Annotated in this window: 25 protein-coding genes; 13 read left to right on the top strand and 12 right to left on the bottom strand. The window is 73.5% G+C overall.

Translation table 11 applies throughout. From position 1 onward, the window contains the following. The first annotated feature begins 302 nt into the window (after positions 1–302). The 5 genes from ACFVVA_RS02815 to ACFVVA_RS02835 all read left to right on the top strand — a co-directional run bounded on the left by ACFVVA_RS02815 (position 303) and on the right by ACFVVA_RS02835 (position 3,676). Complete coding sequence (locus ACFVVA_RS02815; protein WP_387685031.1) at positions 303–869, top strand: TetR/AcrR family transcriptional regulator; 567 nt, start codon at positions 303–305, stop codon at positions 867–869. A gap of 67 nt (positions 870–936) precedes the next feature. Then, complete coding sequence (locus ACFVVA_RS02820) at positions 937–1,599, top strand: DUF4865 family protein (RefSeq protein WP_387685033.1); 663 nt, start codon at positions 937–939, stop codon at positions 1,597–1,599. 16 nt (positions 1,600–1,615) lie between these two features. Next, complete coding sequence (locus ACFVVA_RS02825) at positions 1,616–2,137, top strand: carboxymuconolactone decarboxylase family protein (protein ID WP_387685035.1); 522 nt, start codon at positions 1,616–1,618, stop codon at positions 2,135–2,137. Further along, entirely contained in the window at positions 2,134–3,078 is a 945-nt protein-coding gene (locus tag ACFVVA_RS02830) for a phosphotriesterase (RefSeq protein ID WP_387685037.1), read from the top strand. Before ACFVVA_RS02825 ends, ACFVVA_RS02830 begins: the two co-directional genes overlap by 4 nt. Positions 3,079–3,184: 106 nt before the next feature. Continuing rightward, positions 3,185–3,676: a GNAT family N-acetyltransferase gene (locus ACFVVA_RS02835; protein WP_387685039.1), complete on the top strand. Its 492-nt coding sequence runs from the start codon at positions 3,185–3,187 to the stop codon at positions 3,674–3,676. 212 nt (positions 3,677–3,888) lie between these two features. Here the strand turns inward: ACFVVA_RS02835 and ACFVVA_RS02840 are convergent, their stop codons facing one another. Next, positions 3,889–4,653 carry an SDR family NAD(P)-dependent oxidoreductase gene (locus ACFVVA_RS02840; protein WP_387685041.1) on the bottom strand — a complete coding sequence of 255 codons (765 nt, stop codon included), beginning with the start codon at positions 4,651–4,653 and terminating at the stop codon, positions 3,889–3,891. Between the two features lie 137 nt (positions 4,654–4,790). Here ACFVVA_RS02840 and ACFVVA_RS02845 point away from each other — a divergent pair, with 137 nt between their 5' ends. Next, positions 4,791–5,411, top strand: a complete 621-nt coding sequence (locus ACFVVA_RS02845) for a TetR family transcriptional regulator (protein ID WP_387685043.1) — start codon at positions 4,791–4,793, stop codon at positions 5,409–5,411. 265 nt (positions 5,412–5,676) lie between these two features. Next, positions 5,677–6,819: an alpha/beta hydrolase gene (locus tag ACFVVA_RS02850; protein ID WP_380551004.1), complete on the top strand. Its 1,143-nt coding sequence runs from the start codon at positions 5,677–5,679 to the stop codon at positions 6,817–6,819. 163 nt (positions 6,820–6,982) lie between these two features. Here the strand turns inward: ACFVVA_RS02850 and ACFVVA_RS02855 are convergent, their stop codons facing one another. The 3 genes from ACFVVA_RS02855 to ACFVVA_RS02865 form a co-directional block, all read right to left on the bottom strand. Further along, on the bottom strand, positions 6,983–7,312 hold the full coding sequence (locus ACFVVA_RS02855; RefSeq protein WP_359898547.1) for a MoaF N-terminal domain-containing protein: 330 nt from the start codon (positions 7,310–7,312) through the stop codon (positions 6,983–6,985). Between the two features lie 379 nt (positions 7,313–7,691). Continuing rightward, positions 7,692–8,339 carry a hypothetical protein gene (locus tag ACFVVA_RS02860; protein ID WP_387685046.1) on the bottom strand — a complete coding sequence of 216 codons (648 nt, stop codon included), beginning with the start codon at positions 8,337–8,339 and terminating at the stop codon, positions 7,692–7,694. A gap of 447 nt (positions 8,340–8,786) precedes the next feature. Continuing rightward, positions 8,787–9,584 carry an IclR family transcriptional regulator gene (locus ACFVVA_RS02865; RefSeq protein ID WP_387685048.1) on the bottom strand — a complete coding sequence of 266 codons (798 nt, stop codon included), beginning with the start codon at positions 9,582–9,584 and terminating at the stop codon, positions 8,787–8,789. Between the two features lie 202 nt (positions 9,585–9,786). Between ACFVVA_RS02865 and aceB the strand changes: the two genes are divergently transcribed. Then, a complete protein-coding gene (aceB, locus tag ACFVVA_RS02870; protein ID WP_387685050.1) occupies positions 9,787–11,439 on the top strand; it encodes a malate synthase A in 1,653 nt (550 codons plus the stop codon). A 144-nt stretch (positions 11,440–11,583) separates the two neighbouring features. Continuing rightward, the gene (locus ACFVVA_RS02875) at positions 11,584–11,985 is read left to right on the top strand and encodes a gamma-glutamylcyclotransferase (protein ID WP_387685052.1); all 402 of its coding nucleotides are present in this window, start codon (positions 11,584–11,586) and stop codon (positions 11,983–11,985) included. Between the two features lie 120 nt (positions 11,986–12,105). Here ACFVVA_RS02875 and ACFVVA_RS02880 read toward each other — a convergent pair whose 3' ends face one another. Then, positions 12,106–13,146 (bottom strand): helix-turn-helix domain-containing protein, encoded by a 1,041-nt coding sequence (locus ACFVVA_RS02880; protein WP_387685054.1) that lies wholly within the window; start codon positions 13,144–13,146, stop codon positions 12,106–12,108. 55 nt (positions 13,147–13,201) lie between these two features. Between ACFVVA_RS02880 and ACFVVA_RS02885 the strand changes: the two genes are divergently transcribed. Beyond that, on the top strand, positions 13,202–14,449 hold the full coding sequence (locus tag ACFVVA_RS02885; protein WP_387685056.1) for an MFS transporter: 1,248 nt from the start codon (positions 13,202–13,204) through the stop codon (positions 14,447–14,449). 228 nt (positions 14,450–14,677) lie between these two features. Here ACFVVA_RS02885 and ACFVVA_RS02890 read toward each other — a convergent pair whose 3' ends face one another. The 7 genes from ACFVVA_RS02890 to ACFVVA_RS02920 form a co-directional block, all read right to left on the bottom strand. Then, positions 14,678–16,063 carry an 8-oxoguanine deaminase gene (locus ACFVVA_RS02890; protein WP_387685058.1) on the bottom strand — a complete coding sequence of 462 codons (1,386 nt, stop codon included), beginning with the start codon at positions 16,061–16,063 and terminating at the stop codon, positions 14,678–14,680. Positions 16,064–16,141: 78 nt separating this feature from the next. Then, positions 16,142–17,629, bottom strand: coding sequence for a nucleobase:cation symporter-2 family protein (locus ACFVVA_RS02895; protein ID WP_387685059.1), 1,488 nt, complete (start codon positions 17,627–17,629; stop codon positions 16,142–16,144). A 377-nt stretch (positions 17,630–18,006) separates the two neighbouring features. After that, positions 18,007–18,927: a factor-independent urate hydroxylase gene (gene pucL / locus ACFVVA_RS02900; RefSeq protein ID WP_387685061.1), complete on the bottom strand. Its 921-nt coding sequence runs from the start codon at positions 18,925–18,927 to the stop codon at positions 18,007–18,009. A 33-nt stretch (positions 18,928–18,960) separates the two neighbouring features. Further along, positions 18,961–19,296: a hydroxyisourate hydrolase gene (gene uraH / locus ACFVVA_RS02905; RefSeq protein WP_359911797.1), complete on the bottom strand. Its 336-nt coding sequence runs from the start codon at positions 19,294–19,296 to the stop codon at positions 18,961–18,963. A 95-nt stretch (positions 19,297–19,391) separates the two neighbouring features. Continuing rightward, complete coding sequence (uraD, locus tag ACFVVA_RS02910) at positions 19,392–19,895, bottom strand: 2-oxo-4-hydroxy-4-carboxy-5-ureidoimidazoline decarboxylase (RefSeq protein WP_387685064.1); 504 nt, start codon at positions 19,893–19,895, stop codon at positions 19,392–19,394. Positions 19,896–20,208: 313 nt separating this feature from the next. Then, positions 20,209–20,589, bottom strand: a complete 381-nt coding sequence (locus ACFVVA_RS02915) for a helix-turn-helix domain-containing protein (RefSeq protein ID WP_359911791.1) — start codon at positions 20,587–20,589, stop codon at positions 20,209–20,211. After that, complete coding sequence (locus tag ACFVVA_RS02920) at positions 20,586–20,840, bottom strand: thiamine-binding protein (RefSeq protein ID WP_359911788.1); 255 nt, start codon at positions 20,838–20,840, stop codon at positions 20,586–20,588. Before ACFVVA_RS02920 ends, ACFVVA_RS02915 begins: the two co-directional genes overlap by 4 nt. Before the next feature lie 184 nt (positions 20,841–21,024). Here ACFVVA_RS02920 and ACFVVA_RS02925 point away from each other — a divergent pair, with 184 nt between their 5' ends. The 3 genes from ACFVVA_RS02925 to ACFVVA_RS02935 all read left to right on the top strand — a co-directional run bounded on the left by ACFVVA_RS02925 (position 21,025) and on the right by ACFVVA_RS02935 (position 24,624). Further along, positions 21,025–21,891 (top strand): TIM barrel protein, encoded by an 867-nt coding sequence (locus ACFVVA_RS02925; protein WP_387685066.1) that lies wholly within the window; start codon positions 21,025–21,027, stop codon positions 21,889–21,891. Positions 21,892–22,055: 164 nt separating this feature from the next. Continuing rightward, the gene (locus ACFVVA_RS02930) at positions 22,056–22,964 is read left to right on the top strand and encodes a 2-hydroxy-3-oxopropionate reductase (RefSeq protein WP_387685068.1); all 909 of its coding nucleotides are present in this window, start codon (positions 22,056–22,058) and stop codon (positions 22,962–22,964) included. A 517-nt stretch (positions 22,965–23,481) separates the two neighbouring features. Further along, positions 23,482–24,624, top strand: coding sequence for a glycerate kinase (locus tag ACFVVA_RS02935; RefSeq protein WP_387685070.1), 1,143 nt, complete (start codon positions 23,482–23,484; stop codon positions 24,622–24,624). Positions 24,625–24,730 lie beyond the last annotated feature (106 nt).

Consider the following 24,730-nt stretch of genomic DNA (forward strand, 5'->3'; position numbering starts at 1 on the left):
CGCCGGCAACCGTGCGTGACGTGACGCGCGCCACCAGGTGCGCCGGAATGCCGTTCGGCGGGGCGGGGGATGACGAACGGTCGAGGGGCCGTGGCCGCCGGGGGGCGGCGCACGGCCCTCAATCGTTCCGCCCGGCGGGGGCCCGGGGAGCCGCCCGCGTGCCCAGGGCCGGGGCCGGAGCCGGCACCGGCACCGGAGCACCGAGCGCGAGCCCGAGTCGGATCGGATCGGGCTCGGGTCCGGTCGGGTCGGGCGGCGTCCGCACTGGCATTCTGTACCTACTGGTATGTACAGTGATCCGCATGAGCACCCAGGACCGCCTCATCGAGAGCACCCAGGCCCTCCTCTGGGAGCGGGGCTACGTCGGCACCAGCCCCAAGGCCATCCAGCAGCGTTCCGGCGTCGGCCAGGGCAGCATGTACCACCACTTCACCGGCAAGCCCGACCTCGCGGCCGCCGCCTTGCGTCGCAGCGCCGAGCAGATGCGCGGCGTCGCCGAGGCCGACCTCGTCGCCCCCGGCAGCGCCTACGACCGGATCGCCGCCTACCTGCAGCGCGACCGTGACGTCCTGCGCGGCTGCCGGATCGGCCGGATGGCCCAGGACCCGGACGTGGTCGCCGACCCGCTCCTGCGCGCGCCCGTCGAGGAGACCTTCGACTGGCTGCGCGGCCGGATCGCCGGACTGATCGCCGACGGCCAGGCGGACGGCGAGTTCGCCCCCGGCCTCGACCCGGCCGACACCGCCGCCGCCGTGGTCGCCGTCGTCCAGGGCGGTTACGTCCTGGCCCGTGCCGCCGACAGCGCCGAGCCGTTCGACCAGGCCGTTCGTGGCGCCCTCGGCCTGCTCGCGGCACACCGCACGGCCTGACCCGCCGAGCCCGCCCGGGCGGCAGCCCGCTTGCCTGCCGGACCCTTCGAACCCGAGGAGCTCAGCCGTGCACGCGATGCAGTACGAGATCACCCTGCCCGCCGATTACGACATGGGCGTCATCCGCAAGCGCGTCGCCGACAAGGGCCACCTGCTCGACGCGCACCCGGGTCTCGGCCTCAAGGCCTATCTGGTCCGCGAGCGCGGCCGACAGGGCTCGCCCGTCAACCAGTACGCGCCGTTCTACCTCTGGCGCACCGTCGAGGGCATGAACGGTTTCCTCTGGGGGCCGGGATTCCGCGGCCTGAGCGCCGACTTCGGACGCCCCGCCGTCCGGCACTGGCTGGGCGCGGGCCTGACCCACGGCGGGTCAGGAACCTCGGCGGCCACGGCATCGGCCTCGGAGGCGGCATCGGCACCGACATCGGCCTCGGCGGCGGCGTCGTCAAGGGAGGAGGCGGCCGGGCCGCCGACCACCGCCACCCGCGAGACCGTACGGCTGCCGGAATCCGCCGACCCGGCCGAGGCCGTCGAGCGGGCGCTCGCCGACCTTCCCACGCACCCGGCCCTGCACACCGCCGCCGTGGCCGTCGACCCGAGCCGCTGGGAGCTGCTCCGCTTCGCCCTCTGGTACGGCCCGGCCCCCGAGGACGAGCCAGGCGTCCGTTACCAGGTGCTGCACCTGTCCCGCCCCGAACTCGACCGGCTGCCGGCCGGCCGCCACTGGTGAAAGGACCCACCGCCCGATGTCCCCCGCGACCGTTCCCACCGGCACCGACCTCACCCCGGCCCCGACCGACCGCACGGCCGGTTACGCCCTGCTCGCCGAACTCGCGGGTCCCGGCGCCGCCACCACGCTCGGGGGCCTGGACGCCCTCGCTCCCGGCTTCCCCGACTGGATCGTCACCAGCCTCTTCGGCGGTACCTACCAGCGTCCCGGACTCGCCCTGCGCGACCGCCAGATCGCGAACCTGGCCGCGCTCACCGCACTCGGCGGCGTCGAGCCGCAGCTGGCCGACCACGTCCGCTACAGCCGACGGATCGGCCTGACGGAGGCGGAGATCACCGAGGTCATCGTCCACCTCGCGCCGTACGTCGGTCTCCCCAAGGCGCTGGCCGGCCTGCGCGTCGCCACTGCCACCTTCGCCGACGGCGACGGCGGCGGCGACGCCGCGGCCAGGGCCGAGGCCAAGGCCGGGACCGGAACCGGCACCGAGGCCGCGGCGGAGACCGTCGCCGGGAGCGCCACCCCGGGGGCCGACGCATGAGCCGCACCGTCCGCACCGTCCTCGGCGACCTGGACCCCGCCGATCTCGGGGTCACCGACTCCCACGACCACCTCTTCATCCGCAGCCCGCTGCTCCCCGGCCAGGAGCTGGACGATCCGGCCGCCGCCGAGGACGTCCTGCGGGCCTACGCCGCCGCCGGTGGCCGTGCCCTCGTCCAGTGGACCCCGCTCGGCCTGGGCCGGGGCGCGGACTCCCTCGCCGCGCTCTCCCGCGCCACCGGCGTCCACGTCGTCGCCGCCACCGGCGCGCACCAGGCGGTCCACTACGCGCCGGGCTTCTTCCCGGACGTCGACGGCGACCCGGCCGAGCGTCCCGGCGCGTACGCCGACCTTGCGGAACGCTTCGTCGCCGAACTCACCACCGGTCTGCCCGGCGCGCCCGAGGGCGTCCGGGCCGGGCTGATCAAGGTCGCGGGCGATCCGGGGCCCGTGAGCCGGCACACCCGGTGGACGATGGCCGCGGCGGCCGAGGCCCACCACGCCACCGGCGCCCCGATCGCCGTCCACCTCGAAGCCGACGGCGCTCCGCTCCGGGTCCTGCACCTGCTGCACGACCGGCACGGGGTCCGGCCCGACCGGATCGTCCTCGGCCACCTCACCCGGCTCTCCGACCGCGCGCTGCACCGTGCCCTGGCCGCCGAGGGGGTCCGGCTCGCCCTGGACAGCCCCTCCCGGTCCGGGCGGTCCGGCGACCACCAGGCCTTCGACGTGATCGCCGACCTGGTCGAGGCGGGTCATGCCGACCAACTGCTGCTCGGCGCCGACACCACCACCCGGACCGCCCGCGCGGCCGCCGGCCCGGTCGCTCTGCTCGCCGACCTCGCCCCGCGCCTCGCCCGCAGCTACGGCCCGGAACTGCCCGAGCTGCTCCTCGTCACCAACCCGGCCGCCGCCTTCGCCGCCGACTGGCGCACGCCGTAGGCGGGGCCTCGTCGCCTGCGGGGCCCATCGGCCGCGGCCGCGGTCGCGGCTGCCGGAGCGGGCATTCGGCAGACGGCCGCCGGGCGGGTCTTCTACGGTGCCGGGCATGGTGATGCCGACGCTCCGAGCCCTCACAACCGCCGACTGGCCGCTCTGGCGGGATCTCCGTCTCGCCGCCCTGACCGGCGCGCCGGACGCCTTCAAGGCCGGCCTGGCCGACTGGGACCAGGGCGGTGAGGACCGCTGGCACGACCGGCTCCGCCTCCCGGACGCCCTCCACGTCGCGGCCCACCTGGACGACGACCCGGTCGGACTGGTCGGCGGAATGCCCGGATCACCGGACGGCGTGCGGGAGTTGCGCTCGCTCTGGGTCGCCCCGCGGGCGCGCGGCCGGGGCGTCGCGGACCGTCTCGTCGAGGAGGTCGAGCGCTGGGCCCGGGCCACCGGCGGCACCACGCTGCGCCTCGCCGTACTCCCCGGCAACCGGGCGGCGCTCGCCCTCTACCGCCGCCACGGCTTCACCCTGCTCGCGGAACCCGGGGACCTGCTCGCCGACGGGGTTGGCCGCGAACTCCTCCTGGCGAAGCCTCTGCGGTGACCGCCGCCGCACCCGGCTCGGTACTGGTACCGGTACCGGGGCCGCGGCCGGCCCCGCCTCCCGAGGCCGACGGGACGGCCTCGGGACCGCGGGAAGGCGGGGCCTGTGCCGCACGGGGGACGGCACAGGCCCCGCCTTCCCGCCTTCCCGCGGTCCCGCGGTCCCGCGGTCGAGTGCTCGAGTGGTCTGGCAGGTCGGCGGGTCGACCGGCGTCACATGTGCGTGCCGCCGTCGATGCGGAGCTCGGTGCCGGTGACGAAGGCGCCGTCGTCGGAGGCGAGCATGGCGATCACGCCGGCCACTGTCTCCGGGCCGGCGAAGCCCTGGCCGAGCGCGGGGGAGAGCTTGGCCAGCAGGCTGAGATCGGCGTCGGCGGGCAGGCCCGGGTTGTGGGTCATGCCGCTGTCGATGCTGCCCGGTGCGACGCAGACCGCGCGCAGGCCCTGCTTCGAGTACTCCGAGGCGATCGCGTGGGTGAAGGACTGGATGCCGCCCTTGGTCGCGGCGTACGCGGCCATGTAGGGGTGGGCGAAGCTCGCGGAGGTGGAGCTGAAGTTGACCACCACGCCCTTGCCGCCGGCGAGCAGCGCGGGGAGCGCCTCGCGGGTCATCAGGAAGGTGCCGGTCAGGTTCACCGCGAGGAGCCTGTTCCAGAACTCCAGGCTGGTCTCGTGGGTGTGCGAGGAGCGGAGGATGCCGGCCGCGTTGACCAGCACGTCCAGGCCGCCCAGGCCGGCGATCGCCTCGGCCACGCCCGCGACGACGGCCGCCTCGTCCGCGATGTCCAGCACCTGGATGGTGAGGCGGTCCGCGGTTCCCTCGGCGGTGGCGCGGTCCAGGGTCTTCTTCAGGCCGTCCTCGTTGACGTCGACGGCGACGACCTTCCCGCCCTCGGCGAGGATCCGGTGCACGGTGGCCTGGCCGATGCCCGAGCCGCCGCCGGTGATCAGGACGTTCCGTCCGCTGAAGCGTTCCATGGTGGTACTCCGTTCGTTCGTGGTCTCTCGACCTCAATAGGCACGTTACGCCTAAGTGGCACGTTGTGCCAAGAAGTCCATTCATGCCGATCCGTCGTGACGTGCCGCCTTGGCATCCGCCCGCGTAGGCTGACCCCGTGACCGGACGCCCGACCCTGACCCAGCGCCGCCGTGAGGCCACCCGGCTGGAGATCGCCCGTACCGCCGCCGCGCTCTTCGCCGAGCGGGGCACGGACGCGACCACCGCCGAGGAGATCGCCCTCGCCGCGGGCATCTCGCTGCGCACCTTCTACCGGTACTTCTCGGTCAAGGAGGACGCCGTCGCTCCGCTGCTCGCGGCGGGCGGGCAGGAGTGGGTGGAGCTCTTCGCGGCCAGCCCCGCGGACCTGCCGCTGCGCGAGGCGCTGGAGCGTGCGGCGGTCGCGTCGCTGACCCCGGCCGACGAGGCGCGGGTCGAGATGATGCAGTGGGCCCGCGGTCTGCTGTGCGACCCGAAGCTGAACGCCACCTGGCAGCGCGTCCACGCCGACTCGGAGGAGCGGCTGCGGGCCGCCCTCGCCGAGCGCTGCCCGGACGGCACCGACCCGCTGGAGATCCGGCTGGCGGCCGCCGCCGCGACCGCGGCGATCCGGGTGGCCCTGGAGCAGTGGGCCGCCTCCGAGGCGCCCCTCGCCGGACCGGGCTCCCCGCAGGACCTCGGCGCTCGCTGCATGCGCGAGCTCACGGAGGGGCTGCGGCTGTGGGGGCGGGTCGGCTGAGCTTCGGGCCCGGCGGTCGACCGGCCGGTGACGGCCGACAGCGGACAGCGGACAGCCGACAGATTTCAGATGACAACTTTCGAAATCTGTTATCTGAAAGTTGTCATCCGTCCGCCCGGCTCCCCGTAACCTCCCAGCCGCGGTCGGCTTTCTCCCAGCTGGCGTTAGGGTTGGTCCTCGCGCCCCGGCAGGGGGAACCGGGGTGACCTCCTCGGATGTCCCCAGCGGAGGGGACTGGAGTTCGAGGCGTGGGAGCAAGCAGGACATGGGTCTGACGAGCCACAAGGTGCTGGCGCTGACCGCACTGATCGCGGTCGTGATGATGGTCGGCACGGTCTGGCTGTGGCCCAGACTTGCGAAGAAGACCTGGCAGGCGGTGCTCGGCCGGATCGGCGCACTGCTCGCCACCCAGCTCACGGTGCTCGCCGCGCTCGGCCTGGTCGCCAACAACTACTTCGCCTTCTACAGCAGTTGGGACGACCTGCTGGGCATCGGCGACACCGGCCCGGTGGTCATCCACAACAAGGCGGACGCCTCCGGCCGGCTTATGGTGGAGACGATGGGCCAGGCCGCGGTCAAGGGCGGCGGCGCGATGGGCCGCGAGCCCGGCCAGTCCGGCGAGATCCGCAAGATCAGGATCGACGGCGCGGTCAGTCGGCTGTCCACCGAGGGCTACGTCTACCTGCCGCCGCAGTACTTCCAGCCGGAGTACGCCCAGAAGCAGTTCCCGGCCGTGATCGTCAGCACCGGATTCCCAGGAATCGCCGAGAATCTGATCACCCGCTTCAACTACCCGGGTGCGGCGCTCAAGCTGCTGCAGGAAGGGCGGATGCAGCCGACCGTCATGGTCCTGGTGCGCCCCTCGCCCGCGCTGCCCCAGGACACCGAGTGCGAGGACGTCCCGAACGGCCCGCAGTCCGACACCTACTTCACCAAGGACGTGCCCTCGGCGATCCAGGCCAGCTACCGGGTCTCCTCCGACCCGCAGGCCTGGGCCTTCATGGGCAACTCGACCGGCGGCTACTGCGCGCTCAAGCTGGCCATGCGTCACCCGGACGTCTTTCCGACCGCCGTCGCCCTCTCCGCCTACTACGACGCGGCCGACGACCCCACCACGGGCGACCTCTTCGGCGGCAGCAAGCAGCGCCGCGACGAGGCCAACCTGATGTGGCGGCTGAAGAACCTGCCGCAGCCGAAGGTGTCCGTGCTGCTGGCCGGCACCAAGAAGGGCGACGGCAGCTACCGGCAGGAGACCGAGGCCTTCGTCGACGCGGTGCAGAGCCCGATGAAGGTCTCGTACAGCATGCTGGAGAACGGCGGCCACAACTTCGAGACCTGGAGCGCTCTGCTGCCCTCCTCGCTGGAGTGGCTGTCCCAGCACCTCAAGGTGCCGAACCAGACCGTATGAAGCGACCCGGCCGAGCTTGACCGGCCGCACCTGAACGCCCGAACGCCTGAACCTGAACCTGAACGACCGAACCCCCGGGGCTGCGGCCCGGGGGTTCGGTTCTGGGTTCGGGTCGGCCGGGCCGTTCAGGAACCGTACGGCTCCCGCCCGGCGGTCCCGCGGCTCAGGCCACCCGCTCCAGCGTCCCGGTGTGCAGCTGGCCGACCCGGCCGCCCTCGCCCTCGAAGGTCCAGAAGGCCCGCACGGTCAGCTTGCCGAGGTCCATCACGTGGCTGACGGTGATCCCGCTCTGCTCCGTCCAGCTGATGAAGTAGATCTCCGGCGCGACCTCGGCGACGTGCAGCCGCACGTCCTCCCACTGGCCCGCGGACTCGCCGAGGCCCTCCCAGCGCAGCCGCGTGCCGTCGGCCGAGTAGGTGTTGCGGAAGGCCGCACCGTTGTCGACCCGGAAGAGGTAGGTGCGGCCGGCGAAGGCGGGCAGGGGCGCGGTCATGGTGGGGCGGGTCCTCGTCTCTGTCAGGTCGTGGCGAGCGTCCGGTCGGGCTCGCCGCTCTTGTGCACGGCGGATGATGTCAGGCTTCCAATTTATCCGACCGGGCGCACTCGGTCAGGCACTCGCCACGGTACGGTCCGCCACGGCGTGGCCGCGCGTGTGCGGCCGGGGCCGGGCCCGGCTCGGGACCTCCCCGGTCGACGTGGCGGCTCCCGGCGTCGGAGATCGATCAACTCGACTGCCACGCGGTGTCGTTGATCGACATCACGGTGAGCTGCGCGACAAGCGGCCCGGCCGAGCTGTCCGTTCAGGTACCAGTTGCCCGGCCTGCAGCCGTCGTCCGCCGGCCGGCCCGGCCCCGCCGGCGGAACCGCGCGGCTCAGGAATCGGCAGCGGCCTCGACCACCCTGATGTCGAACAGCTGCCGGTTGTTGCCCTCGTTCCGGTCGTCCGCGCTGCGCACCGTGACCGAGCCGCCGCTCAGTCTGCCCACCGGCAGTTCCGGGTCGAGCCGGACCGGGATGAGGGCGGTCGCGCTGCGTCCCTCCCGCAGCCCGGCTCCGAAGACGCACCGCACGACGCGGCCGTGGCCCGTCACCCGGCAGTCGGACGGGAAGTACGGGCCCTCCGGGCTCACGCCCTCCGGCAGGGTGATCACGACCGTGAACGGGGAGGAGGTGGTGTCCGGGCCTCCGTTGCCGACGAAGGCGTGGATGGTGGTGGTGCCGCCGGGCGTGGCCGGGTCCGGGTCGATCCGGATCACCTCCAGGTCGGAGTCGGACGGTCGGGCGGCGGCGGGTGCGGGCAGCGTGGAGGCTCCGGCCGCTTCCGAGCCGGTACCGGTACCGGTACCGGAAGCGGCCGTCCCCGCTCCGGGCTTGGCCGGTGCCGGCAGGGTGGAGGCGCCGGTCGTCACCGGCGCGGGCAGGATGGACGCCTCGGGCGTGCCCGTCGCGACGACCTCCACCGCGGGCCGGGGCTCGGGCCGTAGCAGCGCCCAGGACGGGTCGGTGGCCAGTACCGTCACCGCGCACCCCGCCGCCACGGCCGCGACCAGCCCGGCCCCGCCGAACCCCCTGCCTCCCGCGGCACGCCGGCCGCCGCCGAACAGGCCGGCACTCCGCAGGCCACGTCCCCGCAGACCACGTCCTCGCAGGCGACGGCCCCGCAGGCCACCGCCCGCCGCGACGTCACCTGCCGCGCCCCCGTCCGCCGCGCCACCGTCCGGCACGTCGCCACCCCGCACCCCACCGCCACCGCCTTGAACGGCGCTCCGCACGTCCCGGTGCTGCTGCTCCATCCCCGCTCACCCTGTCCTCGCGTCCCGGCCGCCCGCGCCGTTGCGGGCCGCGTCGGCACCAGGGTGGCGGAGCCGCCGCCGGAGCCCGGCGGCAACCCGCCCGGCGTCCGCTCGAACGGATGACGCGGCACGCCGCTGCGACCGGGTCGGCCGGCAACGGCGGTTGACGTGCCGTCAGGGTGCGAGGACCTGCCCCAGCCGGGTCGCGATCTGGTGCATCACCGGTACCAGCGAGGCGGCCCCGGCCGGCTCCTCCAGGGCCCGGATGCGGGCCTCCGGTCCGGAGACGGAGAGAGCGGTGGGCGTCGGCGCGCCGGGGACGGCGAGTGCGATGCACCGGACGCCGATCTCCTGCTCCTGGTCGTCGACCACGTAGCCGCGCTCGCGCGCCTCGGCGAGCTGGCGCATCAGCTCCTGCGGGTCGGTGACCGTGTACTCGGTGTGGGCGGGCAGGGGGTTGGGGCCGAGGACGGCGCGGGCCTCGTCCTCGGGCAGCTGGGCGAGCAGCGCCTTGCCGACGCCGGTGCAGTGCGGCTGCACCCGTCGGCCGACCTCGGTGAACATCCGCATCGAGCGGCGCGACTGCACCTGTCCGACGTACACCACCTCGCCGCCCTCCAGCACCGCCAGGTTGGCGGTCTCGCCGGTGGCCTCCATGAGCTCGGCCAGGTACGGGCGGGCCCAGCTGCCGAGCAGCCGGCCGGCGGTCTCGCCCAGGCGGATCAGCCGGGGGCCGAGGGTGTAGCGGCGCGCGGTGTCCTGGCGGACATAGCCCTGCTGGACGAGGGTACGAACCAGTCGGTGGATCGTCGGCATCGGGAGGCCGGAACTGGTGGAGAGTTCGCTGAGTGTGGCCACGCCCCCGGAGTCGGCCAGCGCCTCCAGGAGTTGGAAGGCGCGCTCGACGGACTGCACGCCGCCGCTCGCGCGCTCGGTGCCTGTCGTCGATGCTGGGTCGGGGGTCGCAACCACCGGCGTTCCCTTCACTGTCGGGGAGGAGTGGAGTCCCGGCGATCTCTTCAACAAACCGTTGAAATTCTGTATCGCGGAAACTAGTCTCCACTTTACAGAATCGAACTCGCCGACAGGCGAGTTCCGATCGAGGAAGTTCCCCGGGGAAGTTCCTGCCGGAGCTCCCTTCGCCAGGCTCAACCGTCTTAGGAGTGTCCTGCTCATGGCCGCAGATCAAGGGCCCCTCGGCGCCTCCCCCGCCGCTCCGGTCGTCACTGTCGCCGGTCCGCGCGTCCACCGGGCGGAGGAGGTGCTCACTCCGGAGGCGATCGCCTTCGTCGCCGGGCTCCATCGCGCCTTCGAGGGGCGCCGGCAGGAACTGCTGGCCGGGCGCAAGACCCGCCGTGCCGGGATCGCCGCCGCAGGCACGCTGGACTTCCTCCCCGGGACCGCCGGGATCCGGGCCGCGGACTGGAAGGTCGCCGAGGCGCCGCGCGCCCTCCAGGACCGCCGGGTCGAGATCACCGGCCCGACCGACCGCAAGATGGTCGTCAACGCGCTCAACTCCGGGGCGCGGATCTGGCTCGCGGACTTCGAGGACGCCACCTCCCCGACCTGGGAGAACGTGGTCGGCGGCCAGGTCAACCTGATCGACGCCTTCGAGGGCCGGATCGACTTCACCAGCACGGCCGGCAAGGCCTACACCCTCAAGCCCGCCGCCGAGCTCGCCACCGTCGTCGTCCGCCCGCGCGGCTGGCACCTGGACGAGAACCACCTGCTGGTCGACGGCACCCCGGTGGCCGGCGCGTTCGTCGACTTCGGCCTCTACTTCTTCCACAACGCCGCCCGGCTGCTGGCCAGGGGCGCCGAGGACCCCAACTCCGGCCCGTACTTCTACCTGCCGAAGACCGAGAGCCACCTCGAAGCCCGCCTGTGGAACGACGTGTTCACCCACGCCCAGGCCGAACTCGGCATCCCGTACGGCACGATCCGGGCGACCGTGCTGATCGAGACCATCACGGCCGCGTTCGAGATGGACGAGATCCTCTACGAGCTGCGCGACCACGCGGCCGGCCTCAACGCCGGGCGCTGGGACTACCTGTTCTCGATCGTCAAGAACTTCCGCGACGCCGGCGAGCACTACATCCTGCCGGACCGCAACAGCGTCACCATGGCCTCGCCCTTCATGGCCGCCTACACCCGGCTGCTGGTGCAGACCTGCCACCGGCGCGGTGCCCACGCGATCGGGGGCATGGCCGCGTTCATCCCGAGCCGCCGCGACCCGGAGGTCAACGCCTCCGCACTCGAGAAGGTCAAGGCCGACAAGGACCGCGAGGCCGGCAACGGCTTCGACGGCTCCTGGGTCGCCCACCCCGACCTGGTGCCGGTCGCCCGGGCCTCCTTCGACGCGGTGCTCGGCGAGCGGCCCCACCAGAAGGACAATCCCGGCCCGGCCGAGCCGGTGACCGCCGCCCAGCTGCTCGACATCGCCGGCGCCGGCGGCACCTGCACCCGTGCGGGGCTGCACAACGCCGTCCAGGTCGGGATCCGCTACATCGAGGCCTGGCTGCGCGGCCTCGGGGCCGTCGGCATCTTCAACATGATGGAGGACGCCGCCACCGCCGAGATCTCCCGCTCGCAGATCTGGCAGTGGATCCACAACGGGGTCGTGCTGTCCGACACCGGCGAGAAGACCACCGCCGAGCTGGTCCGCACCCTGGTCGCCGCGGAGCTGGCCGAACTCCTCGCCGAGCTGGGCGAGGAGGCCTACGGCGCCGGCCGCTGGCGCGAGGCCGCCGAGCTCTTCGAGCAGGTCGCCCTGGCCGAGGAGTTCGTGGACTTCCTGACCCTCCCCGCGCTGCCCCTGCTGGGCTGATCCCCGCCTACCCGCCGGTGTCACCGCTGCCGTCCGCCGGGACGCGGCACTCCGGCGGTCCACTGCTCCGTTCCGTACGGCGACGAATCCACCTGTCCTCTCGTCGCCGTACGGAACGGTCCGTTCCACGCAAGGAGTTCACCCATGGCGCGCATGTTCTTCAACGGCCAGGCGATGACCGGCGGCCCCTTCCACGGCAAGGTTGCCGACTCGCTGATCGGGCCGGCCAGGACCGCCCCCGGCTACCGATTCTTCTCCATCGACCACAGCGGCGGGACGGACGTCTGTCCGGGTCTGCTGGCGGACCCGGAGGCGGGCACCGCGATCGAGGGCGAGCTGTACGACATCCCGCTGGAGCGACTGCGCGACGTCATCCTGCCGGGTGAGCCGCGCGAACTGGAGCTGGGCGTGATCGAGTTGGAGGACGGCTCGGCCTGCCTGTCGATGCTGCTGGCCCGCGGCGAGGTCGAGCGCGGGGTGCACCGCGAGATCACCCACCACGGCGGCTGGCGCGCCTACCTCAGGACGATCGGGCGCGAGGCCTGACGGGCGGACGGCCCGTGCCGGCCGGGACGAATGAAGGGTGACAGCTGACAACTTTCATCATCTGTCATCTGTCATCCGTTCGCTGAAATCCGTCCGCCGAAAGCTGCCCGCCGAAAGCCGTCAGCCCCCCGCCGCGAGGTGCGGGCGCCCCGCCACCATCGCGTCGCCCAGCCAGCTGCGTCGGTACAGCACGCTGCGGCCGAGCCGGTTGCGCTCCAGCAGCCCAGCCGCCGCGAGTGCGCCCAGGTGGCGGCTGACCGCACCCGGGGTGACCCCGAGCCGGTGCGCCAGCTCCGTCGTGCTGGCCGGGGTCTCCAGCAGTGCCAGCAGCCTGGCCCTGGGGGCGCCGATCAGTCCGGCCAGCGGCCCGTCGGCCACCGCCCCTGCCTCGGCGCCGGCGGGTCCCAGGCCCTCGGCCATCGTCGCCTTGCCGCGAGCCGGGTAGCAGACCAGCGGCGGCCCCGCCTGGGTGACATCGGTCTGCGCCCCGAGCCCGAACAGCGTCGGGATCAGCACCAATCCGCGCCCGGCGACCTTCACGGTGGTGCCCACCGCCTTCACCGCCGGGTGCGGGTCGACGAGCCGCAGCACCCCGGCGTGCCAGCTCAGCCTGGCGTCGAGGTCCGCGAACAGTCCGTCCGCCCCGTGCTCCGAGAGCATCCGCCCCCGGTAGGCGATGTCCGCCTCCAGCACCGAGCGGGCGCGCGGCCACCAGACGGGGGCGAGGCAGCGCATCCAGTACGCGTCCAGGGCCTCGGCCGTCCGGGCGGCCAGCGCCGCCGGGTCGTCGATCAGCCCGGCCAGCACCGGCGGCAGCGGGCTGGGTTTCCCGCCACCCCGGTAGGCCTCCAGCACATCGGCCCGCACCACCTCCGGCGGGGTGGCCGCCAGCCGCGCCAACTCGGCCGGAAAATCCGGACGGGGGCCGAGCGGACGCGGCGTGAGGAAGTCCGGCACGAAGCCGACCGGCGCGATCATCGACTCCAGCAGTGCGGTGTCCAGCGCCTCGTAGCGGTCCTGCCAGCCGGCGATCCACGGCTGCTGCTCCGGGTAGCGCAGGGGCCAGTGGCGGGCGCGCAGGCTCAACACCGCCTCCTGCAGGGCGGAGTAGCCGAACCAGGTGGCGGCGAGGTCGTCGACGCCCAGATGGAACTCGAACATTGACCGTAACGGTAAAAGAGTTCCGCCGCCGGGGGAAGCCCGCTGTCCTACTGCCATGACCTCTGCCGCGGTGCTTCCCTCCGCCGTCCGACGGCTGCTGCCGGCCGACCCCCTGCTGCGCAGGCTCGCCCTGATGAGCCTGGTGAACACCGTCGGCAACGGCCTGTTCGTGACGGTCGGCGTGCTGTTCCTGACCCGCTCCGTCGGCCTGACCCCGGGCCGGATCGCGCTCGGGCTGAGCGCGGCCGGCGTCTGCGGGGTGTTCGCCGGGCTGCCGATGGGCCGGCTCGCCGACCGGGTCGGCAGCAAGCGGCTGCTGATGGTGGTCGGGCCGCTGGAGGCGCTCGCCGTGCTCGGCTACGCCTTCGTGCACTCCTTCGCCGCCTTCGTCGCCCTGGCCTGTGCGGCCACCGTGCTGGAGCGCGGCGCGGCGGCGGTGCGCAGCGCCCTGATCGCCCGGACGCTGCCGGCCGAGAGCCAGGTGCGTTCACGGTCGCTGCTGCGCTCGGTGATGAACGCGGGGCTGGTGGTCGGGTCCGGCGGAGCGGCGCTGGCGCTGCAGTCCGACAGCTACGCCGGGTACGTCACCGTGATGGTCCTGGACGCCGCGAGCTTCCTGGGGGCGACGGCGCTGCTGGCCGGCCTCCCCGTCCGTGACCTGACGGTCGGCCGGGACGGTGCCCCGGAGGCCGCCGGGGGAGGACGGTCGGTGCTGCGCGACCGCCGCTACCTGCTGGTCACCGTGCTGCACGCGCTGCTGGAGCTCCAACTCCCGGTGCTCACCGTGGGGATCCCGCTGTGGGTCGTGCTCGCGACGGACGCGCCGGCGGCGGTGGTCGCGGCGGTCGGCGTGGTCAACTGCCTGCTGGTGGTGCTGTTCCAGGTCCGGGCGAGCCGGGGCGTGGACGGCGTTCCGTCGGCGGCCCTGGCCTGTGCCCGGGGCGGCCTGCTGCTGGCGGGCGGCTGTCTCCTCTACGCGGCGGCGCAGTCGAGCCCGGCCGCGGTCGCCACCGCGGCGATCCTGGTCGGCGCCCTGGTGCACAGCCTCGGCGAGCTGCTCACCTCGGCGGGCGGTTGGACGCTGAGCCTGGACCTGGCCGATCCGCGTTCCCACGGCGAGTACCAGGGCGTGTTCATGAGCGGCCAGGCGGCGGCCCACGTGATCGGCCCGCTGGTGATCAGCCTGACCGTGGTCGACCACGGCGTGGTCGGCTGGGCCGTCCTGGCCGGTGTGTTCGTCCTCGCGGGGGCCGCTCTCCCGGCCGCCGTCCGGCACGCGGAGCAACCGGCCGCCGCCCGCTGACCACGAGCTGTGGTCAACGGGCCCCGATCCACGAGCCCCGGTCAACGGGCCCGATTCGCGGCCCCCCGATCGTCCGGCCCGCTTCCCACGGGGGTGGGAGCGGGCCGGAGGCACGCCGCGGCCCCGGATCCTCGCCGTGGATCCGGGGCCGGGGTCCGCACACCCGTCGGGGTGTGCGGAGTCCGGGGGCGCACCGTCCCTGGGCGCCCCCGGAGTCAGGGGTGGGAGTCAGAGCGGACGCGCCGCCAGCTCGCGGGCGGCGCGGGCGCAGTCGCGCGCGATCCGGTCCTCGTCGACGGTGGCCAGCCGCCCCTTCTCGACCACCGCGTTGCCGTTGACGAACAGCACCGACAGCGGCGGGAGCGCCCCGAAGGTGAGCGCGGCGACCGGGTCGGCGATGGACGAGTGCATGATCCCGTCGATCTTCCACAGCGCGAGGTCGGCGAGCTTGCCGGCCTCGATCGAGCCGATCTCGTCCTGCCGGCCGAGCACCCGGGCGCCGCCCATGGTGCCCAGGCGCAGCGCCTGCCGCCCGGTCAGCGCGGTGGGGGAGCCGTGCAGGCGGTTGATCAGCAGCGCGTTGCGCAGCTCGGTGCCCAGCTCGCCGGATTCGTTGGAGGCGGTGCCGTCGACGCCGAGCCCGACCGGGACACCGGCCCGGAGCATGTCGGGCACCCGGGCGATGCCGGCCGCCAGGCGGGCGTTGGAGGACGGGCAGTGGGCGACGCCGGTGCCGGTCTCGGCGAACTTGGCGATGTCGGAGTCGTTCATGTGCACGCAGTGCGCCATCCAGACGTCCTCGCCGAGCCAGCCCACCGACTCGAAGTAGTCGGTCGGCCCCATGCCGAACAGCTCCTTGCAGAACTGTTCCTCCTCGGCCGTCTCCGAGCCGTGGGTGTGCAGCCGGACGCCCTTGCGGCGGGCGAGTTCGGCGGACTTCCGGAGCAGGTCGGTGGAGACGGAGAAGGGGGAGCAGGGCGCGATGGCGATGTGCAGCATCGAGCCGAAGGAGGAGTCGTGGTAGCGGTCCACGGCGGCCTCGGAGGCGGTCAGGATGTCGTCCAGCTCCTCGACGGCGTGGTCCGGCGGCAGTCCGCCGTCCTTCTGGGAGCGGTCCATCGAGCCGCGCAGCGCGGTGAAGCGCAGGCCGAGTTCCCGGACGGCCTCGATGGAGGCGCCGAGCACGTCGCCGCCGCCCTTCGGGAAGACGTAGTGGTGGTCGGAGGCCGTGGTGCAGCCGGACTTGAGCAGTGCGGCGGCGGAGCCCTGGGCGGCGGCGTGCACGAGCCTCTCGTCGATCCGGGCCCAGGTCGGGTAGAGGGCGACCAGCCAGTCGAACAGGATGTGGTCCTGGGCCAGGCCGCGGGTGATCCACTGGTAGAAGTGGTGGTGGGTGTTGACCAGGCCGGGGGTGATCAGGTGGCCCTCGCCGTTGATCCGGCGCACCACGTTGTCCAGCCACGCGGGGGCGGGGCCGTCGCCCACCGTCTCGATGGTGTTGCCGAGGACGACCACGTGGCCGCGGGCGTACTCGGTGTCGTTCGCGTCCACGGTGGCGATCGCGGCGTTCTCGATCACGATCCGCTGGTCGGCGGGCGGGGGCTGGACTGCCATGGTGTGACTCCTTGGGGGATGGCCGGGGAGGGCCGGGGGAGGGCGCGCACCGCACGGTGCACGCCCCTCCCGGGCCGGTCAGGACGGTGTCGCCGTCGGTACGGTCGGTACCGTCGCGCCGGGGGCCTGGCCGGACCCGGACCGGCGGGCGGCTCCGACGTGGTGGAAGAGCAGGTTGAGCAGGACGGCCATCACGCAGCCGGCCGAGATCCCCGAGTGCATCAGGGTCCGGACGGCTTCCGGGAAGGAGTCGTAGAACGTCGGCACGGCGATCGGGATGATGCCGACACCGAGCGAGACCGACACCAGGATGGTGTGCGAGCCGGACTCCATGCCGGCCTCCGCGAGGGTGCGGATGCCGCTGGCCGCGACCGTGCCGAAGAGCACGATCCCGGCGCCGCCGAGGACGGGCTGCGGAACCAGGGAGACGACCGAGCCCAGCACGGGGAACAGCCCCAGCAGGACCAGGATGCCTCCGCCGGCCGCGACCACGAAGCGGCTGCGGATCTTCGTCAGCGCCACCAGCCCGATGTTCTGGGCGAAGGCGCTGGCGGCGAAGCCGTTGAGGACGGGACTGAGCGCGGTGGCCAGACCGTCGGCCCGCAGGCCGGCGGCGAGGGTGGGTTCGTCGGCCTCGCGATCGACGATCCTGCCGAGGGCGAGCATGTCGGCGGTGGACTCGGTCATCGCGACCACCATGACGATGCACATCGAGACGATCGCGGCGGCGTCGAACAGGGGCGCGCCGAAGTGGAACGGCGAGGGGAGCGCGAAGACCTTCGCGTCCCGGACCGCGCCGAAGTCGGCCAGCCCCAGCGGGAAGGCGATCAGGGTGCCAAGCGCCAGACCGATGAGCAGGGACAGCTGCTGCCAGAAACCGCGCAGCAGCCGGTTGCAGAGCACCACCGCGACGAGGGTGATCGCGGCGAGGCCGACGGCCCGGGTGGAGCCGTACCCGGGGGCGCCCGGCGAGCCGCCGCGCGCCCAGTTGACCGCCACCGGAAGCAGGGACACCCCGATGAGGGTGATCACGGTGCCCTGGACGACCGGGGGGAAGAACCGGATGAGCTTGCAGAAGTACGGCGCCGCGAGGAAGCACAGCAGCCCCGCGACGATCACCGCTCCGAAGATCACGGGGAGGGCGTCCTTCGGTCCCCCCGTCTTCTCGATGGAGCCCTTCGCTATGGCGATCATGGGCGCGACCCCGGCGAAGGAGACGCCGTTCACGAACGGCAGCCGCGCGCCGATCCGCCAGATGCCGAGCGTCTGGAGGAGGGTGGCCAGTCCGGCGGTGAACAGGCTGGCCGAGATGAGCAGGGCGAGTTCGGCGGGGGAGAGCCCGACGCCGGCGCCGACGATGAGCGGGGGTGCGACGACTCCCGCGTACATCGCGGCGACGTGCTGCAGTCCGGTGGAGAACAGCTTCACCGGGGGCAGCATCTCGTCCACGGGGTGGGTCCCGGGCCGGGGCGGCCCGCCGGGGAGGTGGTCCGCCGCGCCGTCCGGGCCGTGCGTTCCCGCCGAGGTGGAACCGCCGTCTGTACTGCTGGTGCTGCTGGGTGCCATGTCGAGCCCCTCTTGTGCCCGTGGCTCCCGGCGCGCCCGTGGCGCTGGAGTGCGGCTGGTGCTGATGTGACCGAGGACGGGACGGCGGTGCAAGGATCCCTCGGCCGGCCTCTCCAGTGCCCCGGGCCGGCCGCCGCGAGGCAGGCACGAACTCCGGTGGGTGGGGGTGGGGGTGGAGAAACCGCTGGTGCGGACGGAACCGCTGGTGCGGACAGAACCGCTGGAGCGGATGGAGCGGCTGGTGCGGGTCGAACGGCTGGTGCGGGTGGAACCGCGGGAGCGGTTGCCGTGGATGGAGCGGTCCGCCCGTACCCGACCGGTCCGTGGGGGCCGGAGGGTGCGGCGATTTCCGGGCGGCGTCCACCGGGTGGGGGAGGTCAGGCGACCGGGATGACCGGGACGACGCCCTCGCGGTGCACGGTGCCCTCGATCAGGCCGTACATGCGGTCCGCGGCGAAGTAGACCTCGTTGTCGTTCTTGAGGCCGAACGGTTCCAGGTCGACCAGGAAGTGGTGCTTGTTCGGCAGTTCGAGGCGGACCTCGTCCACCTCGGCGCGGTTGTTGAGGACCCGGGTGCCCATCGCGTGCAGGGTCTGCTGCAGCGAGTAGGAGTAGGTCTCGGCGAAGGCCTCCAGCAGGTGCCGCCTCACCTGGGTGTAGGAGCGGTTCCAGTGGGGCTGGGCCTCGCCGTCCTTCCCGCTGTAGCCGAACTTCCAGCGGGCGGTGACCTGGGTGGCGAGGATGCGGTCGTACGCTTCCTGGAGAGTGGTGTAGTCGTCCTTGATGTAGCCCCAGAACTCGGAGTTGGTGGAGTTCATGACGACGAGGTCCTTCAGGCCGGAGACGACCTGGACGGACTCCCCGTCGTAGACGATCTCGCTGGTGCGGACCTCCTGGCCGCTGCGGACGAAGGAGTGGCCCACTTCCTCCGAGCCGATGAAGCGGGCCGAGCTGTCCGGCGTTCTGATCCGGTCCCAGGCGTACTCCTCGATCCGGATCCGGGCGCTGTGCACGACGCCGCGCTCGGTGTCGTCGACGAAGTGGCGTGCCAGGAGGACGCCGAACGCCTCGGCCGACTCGATGCCGTGCTCCTTGGCGAAGGCGTAGACGGTGTTCTTGGTGGTGTCGGTGGGGAGGCAGTTGGCGTTGGACCCGGTGAGGTGGACGTCCTCGAACTCGCCGCGGAGCGAGACCGAGACGTTCAGGTCCTTGATCTCGTGCCGGGAGGAGTCGCGGTGGATCCGGACGATGCGGTTCTCCGCCTTGCCGTACTGGTTCTGGCCGAGCACGTGGGCCATGACGTGGCTCCTAAGCTTTTCAAGGTCGGTCCACTAGCTTCCGCGGTAGACCGAGTATCCGAACGGGTTGAGCAGCAGCGGCACGTGGTAGTGGTGCTGTTCGGGCGCGACCGTGAAGACGATCGAGACCTCGGGGAAGAACGGCGGTTCGGCGGACTTGAGCGCGTGGTACGCGCCGGTGCCGAAGAGCAGCCGGACGACCGAGCCCGCCTCCACGGCCGGCAGGTCCGCGACCCGGCCGTCGGAGTCCGTGGCGGAGGTGCCGAGCACCTGCCAGCCACCCTCGGTGTGCAGTGCGAGCTCGACCGGGACGCCTTCGGCCGGTCGGCCGAGGCTGGTGTCGAGCACGTGGGTGGAGATGCCGGTCATGGGTGAAGTGGCCTTACTGATGGCAGAGATGATGATGCGTCAGATTCCCGGTGGGATTCCCCGGAGGGTTCGGTGCGACAGCATGTGACGATATGTCAGAAAGTGTCGAGCAGGCGGTCGAGCCGGATGTCGTTGATCTTGCGCAGCTCCTCGCGGACGGTCTCCGCCTCGGCGGCGGCGTCGCTGGGGAGGCGCTCGCGCAGGGCGGCGAGCATGCCGACCGCGGTGCGGCCGGTCGCGCAGATCAGGAACACGTGGCCGAACTTGGCCTCGTAGGCGGCGTTGGCCTCGCGCAGTTCGTCGAGGACCGCCCGGTCCACGCCCCGGATCCCGGCCTGTTCGCGCTCGGAGGTGGCGTCGCCCGCCACGGGCGTGCCGATCCGGGCGTGTCCGGCCATCGCGTCGCGCAGGTCCTCGGTCGTCAGTGACGCCATGGCCGCCGCGTTGGCGGCGAGCAGGGCCTCGCGGTCGGACCACGGCCCGGCCGCGGCGACCGCGGCGGCCCAGTGGGGGCTGGAGCACACCTCCAGCAGGATCTCTTCCAGTTCCGCGGCATCGGCCGCGGCCAGGGCGTCAAGGGCGTGGGGGTGGTTGGTCACGGGTGGACCTCCTGAAGAGTGGTGCCACCCGGAAAAGCTAGATCGACCCCACCCGGCCGTCAACACTTTGTTGAACTGTTGGTGGTTACGTTTTGAACCGGGCCGCGATGCCGGGCCCTTTCGTGTGCGATTCGCCAAGTGTGCCCCGCCGCAGGCCGATCCACTCCTGCCGTGCCGGCGGGGTCACCCGTTCGGAAGCCCCCGGGGCGGGGGCCCGCACATGCCCCGGAGGGCGTCGAACCGGGGCGTCGAACCGGGGTGTCGAGCCGGGGTGTCGATCCGGGCCGTCGATCCGGGGCGTCGAGCCGGGCCGTCAGGAGGGCTTCGCGCCGTCCTGGCGGTTCAGGTAGTTGTACACGGTGAAGCGGCTGACGCCCAGGGCGGAGGCGACGGTCTCCACGCCGTGGCGGACGGTGAAGGCGCCGCGCTCCTCCAGCAGGGCGACGACCCGCTGCTTCTCCAGCCGGTCGAGCTCGGCCAGCGGGCGGCCGTCGAACTGGCGGGTCATCTCGGTGAGCAGCCGGTCCAGCGCGCTGCCCAGGTGGGGCAGTCGGACGGCCAGGGCCGGGACGCCCTCCCACTCCAGGACCACGTCGTCGGGCTTCGCCTCGTCCAGGGGGACGGGCGTCGCGCCGACCGCGGCCAGCAGCGGCTTCACCGCCGCGGCGAGCGGGTGTTCCACGTTCTCGGTCACGGCGTACCGTCCTCCTCGCCCAGCACGCTGACCTGGACCGAGATCCGGGTCGCCCCGGCGTCCAGGGTCTCCCTGAGCAGCTTGGTCACCGCCGCGAGGACCTGCTCGGCCCCGCCCTCGGCGCCGGTGCCGAAGGGGCCGACCGACACGGCCAGGCCGGCCTCGTCGACGACCTTGCGGGCCGCCGCGGCGTGCTCCGGGAACGTGTCCAGTTCGAACGGTTCTGTCGTGAACTCCACCATCAATCGCACGGGGTCACTGTAGCGAGCGGGGGTACGGGCGGGCAGGGTCCGGGTGATCGAACAGTCCGGCCCCGGGGGCGGCACGGCCGCGAGGCGGCTTCAACAAAGTGTTGCGACTCCCTTGACACTCGCTCGGCGGGCCGGAGATGCTTCCACCACACAGAATCCCTCTTCCGCATCGTGGAAGTTGTGGATGAAGGAAGAGAGAAGCGAGGTGAGCGACGTGACGGCGGCAGCCCAGCACGGCTTCACGGTCAACCTGTCGATCCTGTTCGGCGAACTGCCGCTCCTGGAGCGCCCCGCCGCGGCCGCCGCGGCCGGCTTCACGGCCGCCGAACTGTGGTGGCCCTTCGGGGCGGGCCACGACCCCTCGCAGGCCGAACTGGACGCGCTGCGCAAGGCGTTCACCGACGCCGGCGTACGGCTCACCGGCCTGAACCTCCTGGACGACCTGAGCCTGGGCGCCCGCGGCACCGTCTCGGTGCCGTCCGAGCGGGACCGCTTCCGCGCCAACCTCCCGGTCGCCGCGGAGCTCGCCGCCTCGCTCGGCGCCACCGCGCTCAACGCGCTGTACGGCAACCGGGCCGAGGGCGTCGACCCGGTCGAGCAGGACGCGCTCGCACTGGAGCACCTGGTGCTCGCCGCGCGGGCCGCGCACGGGATCGGCGCGATCCTGCTCGTCGAGGCCCTGAACAAGGACGAGTCGCCGCACTACCCGCTGGTCTCGGCCGCCGCCGCCGTCGAGGTCGTCGACAAGGTCAACACCGCCACCGGCCTCGGGAACGCCAGGTTCCTCTGCGACCTGTACCACCTGGCCAGGAACGGCGAGGACCTGCCGGCGGTCATCGACGCGTACGCCGACCGGATCGGCCACGTGCAGATCGCCGACCACCCGGGCCGCAACGAGCCCGGCACCGGCGACCTGGACTTCGAGGACCTCTTCGCCAGGCTCACGGCCGCGGGCTACCGCGGTTCGATCGGCCTGGAGTACCGCCCCTCCACCGGCGTCAGCGCCGACAGCTTCGGGTGGCTGCCGCGCGAGCTGCGCGCCGTCGGGTAGCCGAAGCCGCGCGGCGGAGCCGATGAGCGCCGCCGCGCCGTGTGCCGCCGACGTGCGCGCCGCCGAGCCGTGTGCCGCCGACCCACGCGGCGTCGCCGGGCCTCGCCGGGCCTCGCCGCCGACCCACCCGACCTCCCACCCGCACACGTAAGGAACTCGACGCGATGAGCCGCAAGATCGCCTTCATCGGCCTCGGCATCATGGGCAGCCCGATGGCCGCCAACCTGGTCAGGGCCGGCCACCACGTCACCGGCTTCAACCTCACCCGGCCGCCGATCGACGCCCTGGTCGCGGCCGGCGGCCACGGTGCCACCAGCATCGCGGACGCGGTGAAGGGCGCCGAGGTGGTCATCACCATGGTCCCGGCCGACCCGCAGGTCGAGCAGGTCGTCCTGGGCGAGGGCGGGGTGCTGGAGAACGCCGCGCCCGGCACGCTGGTGATCGACATGTCCTCGATCACCCCGCAGACCTCGATCAAGGTCGAGGCCGCCGCCAGGGAGAAGGGCGTCCGCACCCTGGACGCCCCCGTCTCCGGCGGCGAGGCGGGCGCCGTCGAGGCCGTCCTGTCGATCATGGTCGGCGGCGCCGCCGAGGACTTCGCCGAGGCCAGGCCGCTGTTCGACGCGCTGGGCACCACGGTCGTCCACGTCGGCCCGGCCGGCGCCGGCCAGACCGTCAAGGCCGCCAACCAGCTGATCGTCGCGGTCAACATCCAGGTGCTCGCCGAGGCCGTCGTGTTCCTGGAGAACGCCGGTGTCGACCTGGCGGCCGCGCTGGACGTGCTCGGCGGCGGCCTGGCCGGCTCCACGGTGCTCAACCGCAAGAAGGCGAACATGCTGAACCGCGAGTTCGCCCCCGGTTTCCGGATCGACCTGCACCACAAGGACATGGGCATCGTCACCGACGCCGCCCGCGCCGTGGGCGCCGCGCTGCCGGTCGGCGCCGTGGTGGCCCAGCTGGTCGCCTCCGCCCGGGCCAACGGCGACGGCTCGCTCGACCACTCGGCGCTCCTGCGCGGCGTCGAGCGGCTCTCCGGGCGCGGGGCCGCACAGGGCGGGTCCGACCGGCCCTGATCCCCGGGGGCTCCCTCGCGGAGCCCCCGGCCCGAGCTCCTCCTGGCGGCGTGTACCCATTCCGGTCGTGCCCGCGCCGCCAGGAGGCCAGGCCCGGCCGGCGTGCGGGCCGGGGCTCATCCGCCCGCCCGCCGGTCGCTCCGAGCCGGTGACGCGTACGTCCCCCTGGGGGCACTTCGGTCGTGCCCGGTACGCGCCGCCAGGCCTCCTCCCCGCCGAGGGGAGCCCCCCCGAACGTCGGAAGCGGGACGGGGGAGACGGCGGGGAGGGGGCGCACCCCTCAGGACCGCCCCTCCGGACGGCCCCTCAGGACCGCCCCTTCCGGACCCCTCTCCGGACCGCCCCTCCGGGCTGATGCCCCCCGGATCGCCCCGGTCGGCCCCCCGCCGGGTGGCCCGCCGCCGGGTGGCCCGCCGGCCGCCCCGGCCCGGCCACTGGCCCCCCAGGATTCTCCGGGCCCATGCTGGACGCACACCGCAGAGCCACCGCCAGACCGTACGGAAGCGAGGACCGCGCCATGCCCGCCATCCCCCACCAGGGCCATGTGGTCGTCGCCCCCGACAAGTTCAAGGGCAGCCTGGAGGGCGCCGAGGCGGCGGCCCGGATCGCCGCCGGCATCCGGCGTGCCGCGCCCGGCACCGAGGTGCGCGAACTGCCCGTCGCCGACGGCGGCGAGGGCACCCTGGCCGCCGCGCTCGCGGCCGGGTTCAGCCGGGTCCCGGCCAAGGTGGCCGGCCCGACCGGCCTGCCGGTGGACGCCGCGCTGGCCGTCCGGGACGACACCGCCGTGGTCGAGCTGGCGCAGGCCTCCGGCCTCGCCCGGCTGCCCGGCGGCCGCGCCGCGCCGCTCACGGCCGGGTCCTACGGGGTCGGCCAGTTGATCGCCAGGGCGGTGTCGCTCGGCGTCGAGCGGATCGTGCTGGGCCTGGGCGGCAGTGCCGGTACGGACGGCGGCGCCGGCATGGTGCAGGCGCTCGGGGTACGGCTGCTCGACGCCGCCGGCGTCGAACTGCCGCCCGGCGGCGCCGCGTTGCGCCGGCTCGCGGAGATCGACCTCGGCCCGCTGGCCGAGGCCCTGGGCGGGGTCGAGGTCGTGGTGGCCTGCGACGTGGACAACCCGCTGCTCGGCCCGCGCGGCGCCCCGGCCGTCTACGGCCCGCAGAAGGGCGCCGACGGCAAGGACCTGGTGGTGCTGGAGGAGGGGCTGACCCGGTTCGCCGACCTGGTGGCCGAGGCCACCGGGCGGGACCTCCGGGAGGCGCCCGGTGCCGGCGCCGCGGGCGGGGTGGGCTTCGCCGCCCTGGCCCTGCTCGGCGCCACCGTGCGCCCGGGCATCGAGCTGCTGCTCGACCTGCTGGGTTTCGACGGGGCCGTGCGTGGGGCACGCCTCGTCGTGACCGGTGAGGGCTGCCTGGACGCGCAGACGCTCCACGGCAAGGCCCCCGCCGGAGTCGCCGCCGCGGCCGCCCGGGCGGGGGTTCGGGTGGCCGCCGTGGCGGGCCGGCTGGAGCTCTCCGAGCCCGAGTGGCGGGCCGCCGGTTTCACCGCCGCGATCGCCCTGACCGACCTGGCCGAGCGGCCGGGGGAGAGCATGACCAGGGCCGGCGAGCTGGCCGAACTCGCGGGGGAGAGGCTGGCCGGCGCGCTGCTGCCGGGCTGAACCCCGGCACGTACCGGACCGTCCCGCGGGCCCGGGCCCCGGACGTCCGACCATTGACGTTTTGTTGAAGGCGGGCCTAGGCTCCCGGCAATCCTTCGCCTCCACC

Origin of the sequence: Kitasatospora sp. NPDC058048 (genome assembly GCF_042885555.1) — a bacterium.
GTDB lineage: Bacteria > Actinomycetota > Actinomycetes > Streptomycetales > Streptomycetaceae > Kitasatospora > Kitasatospora lactacystinica.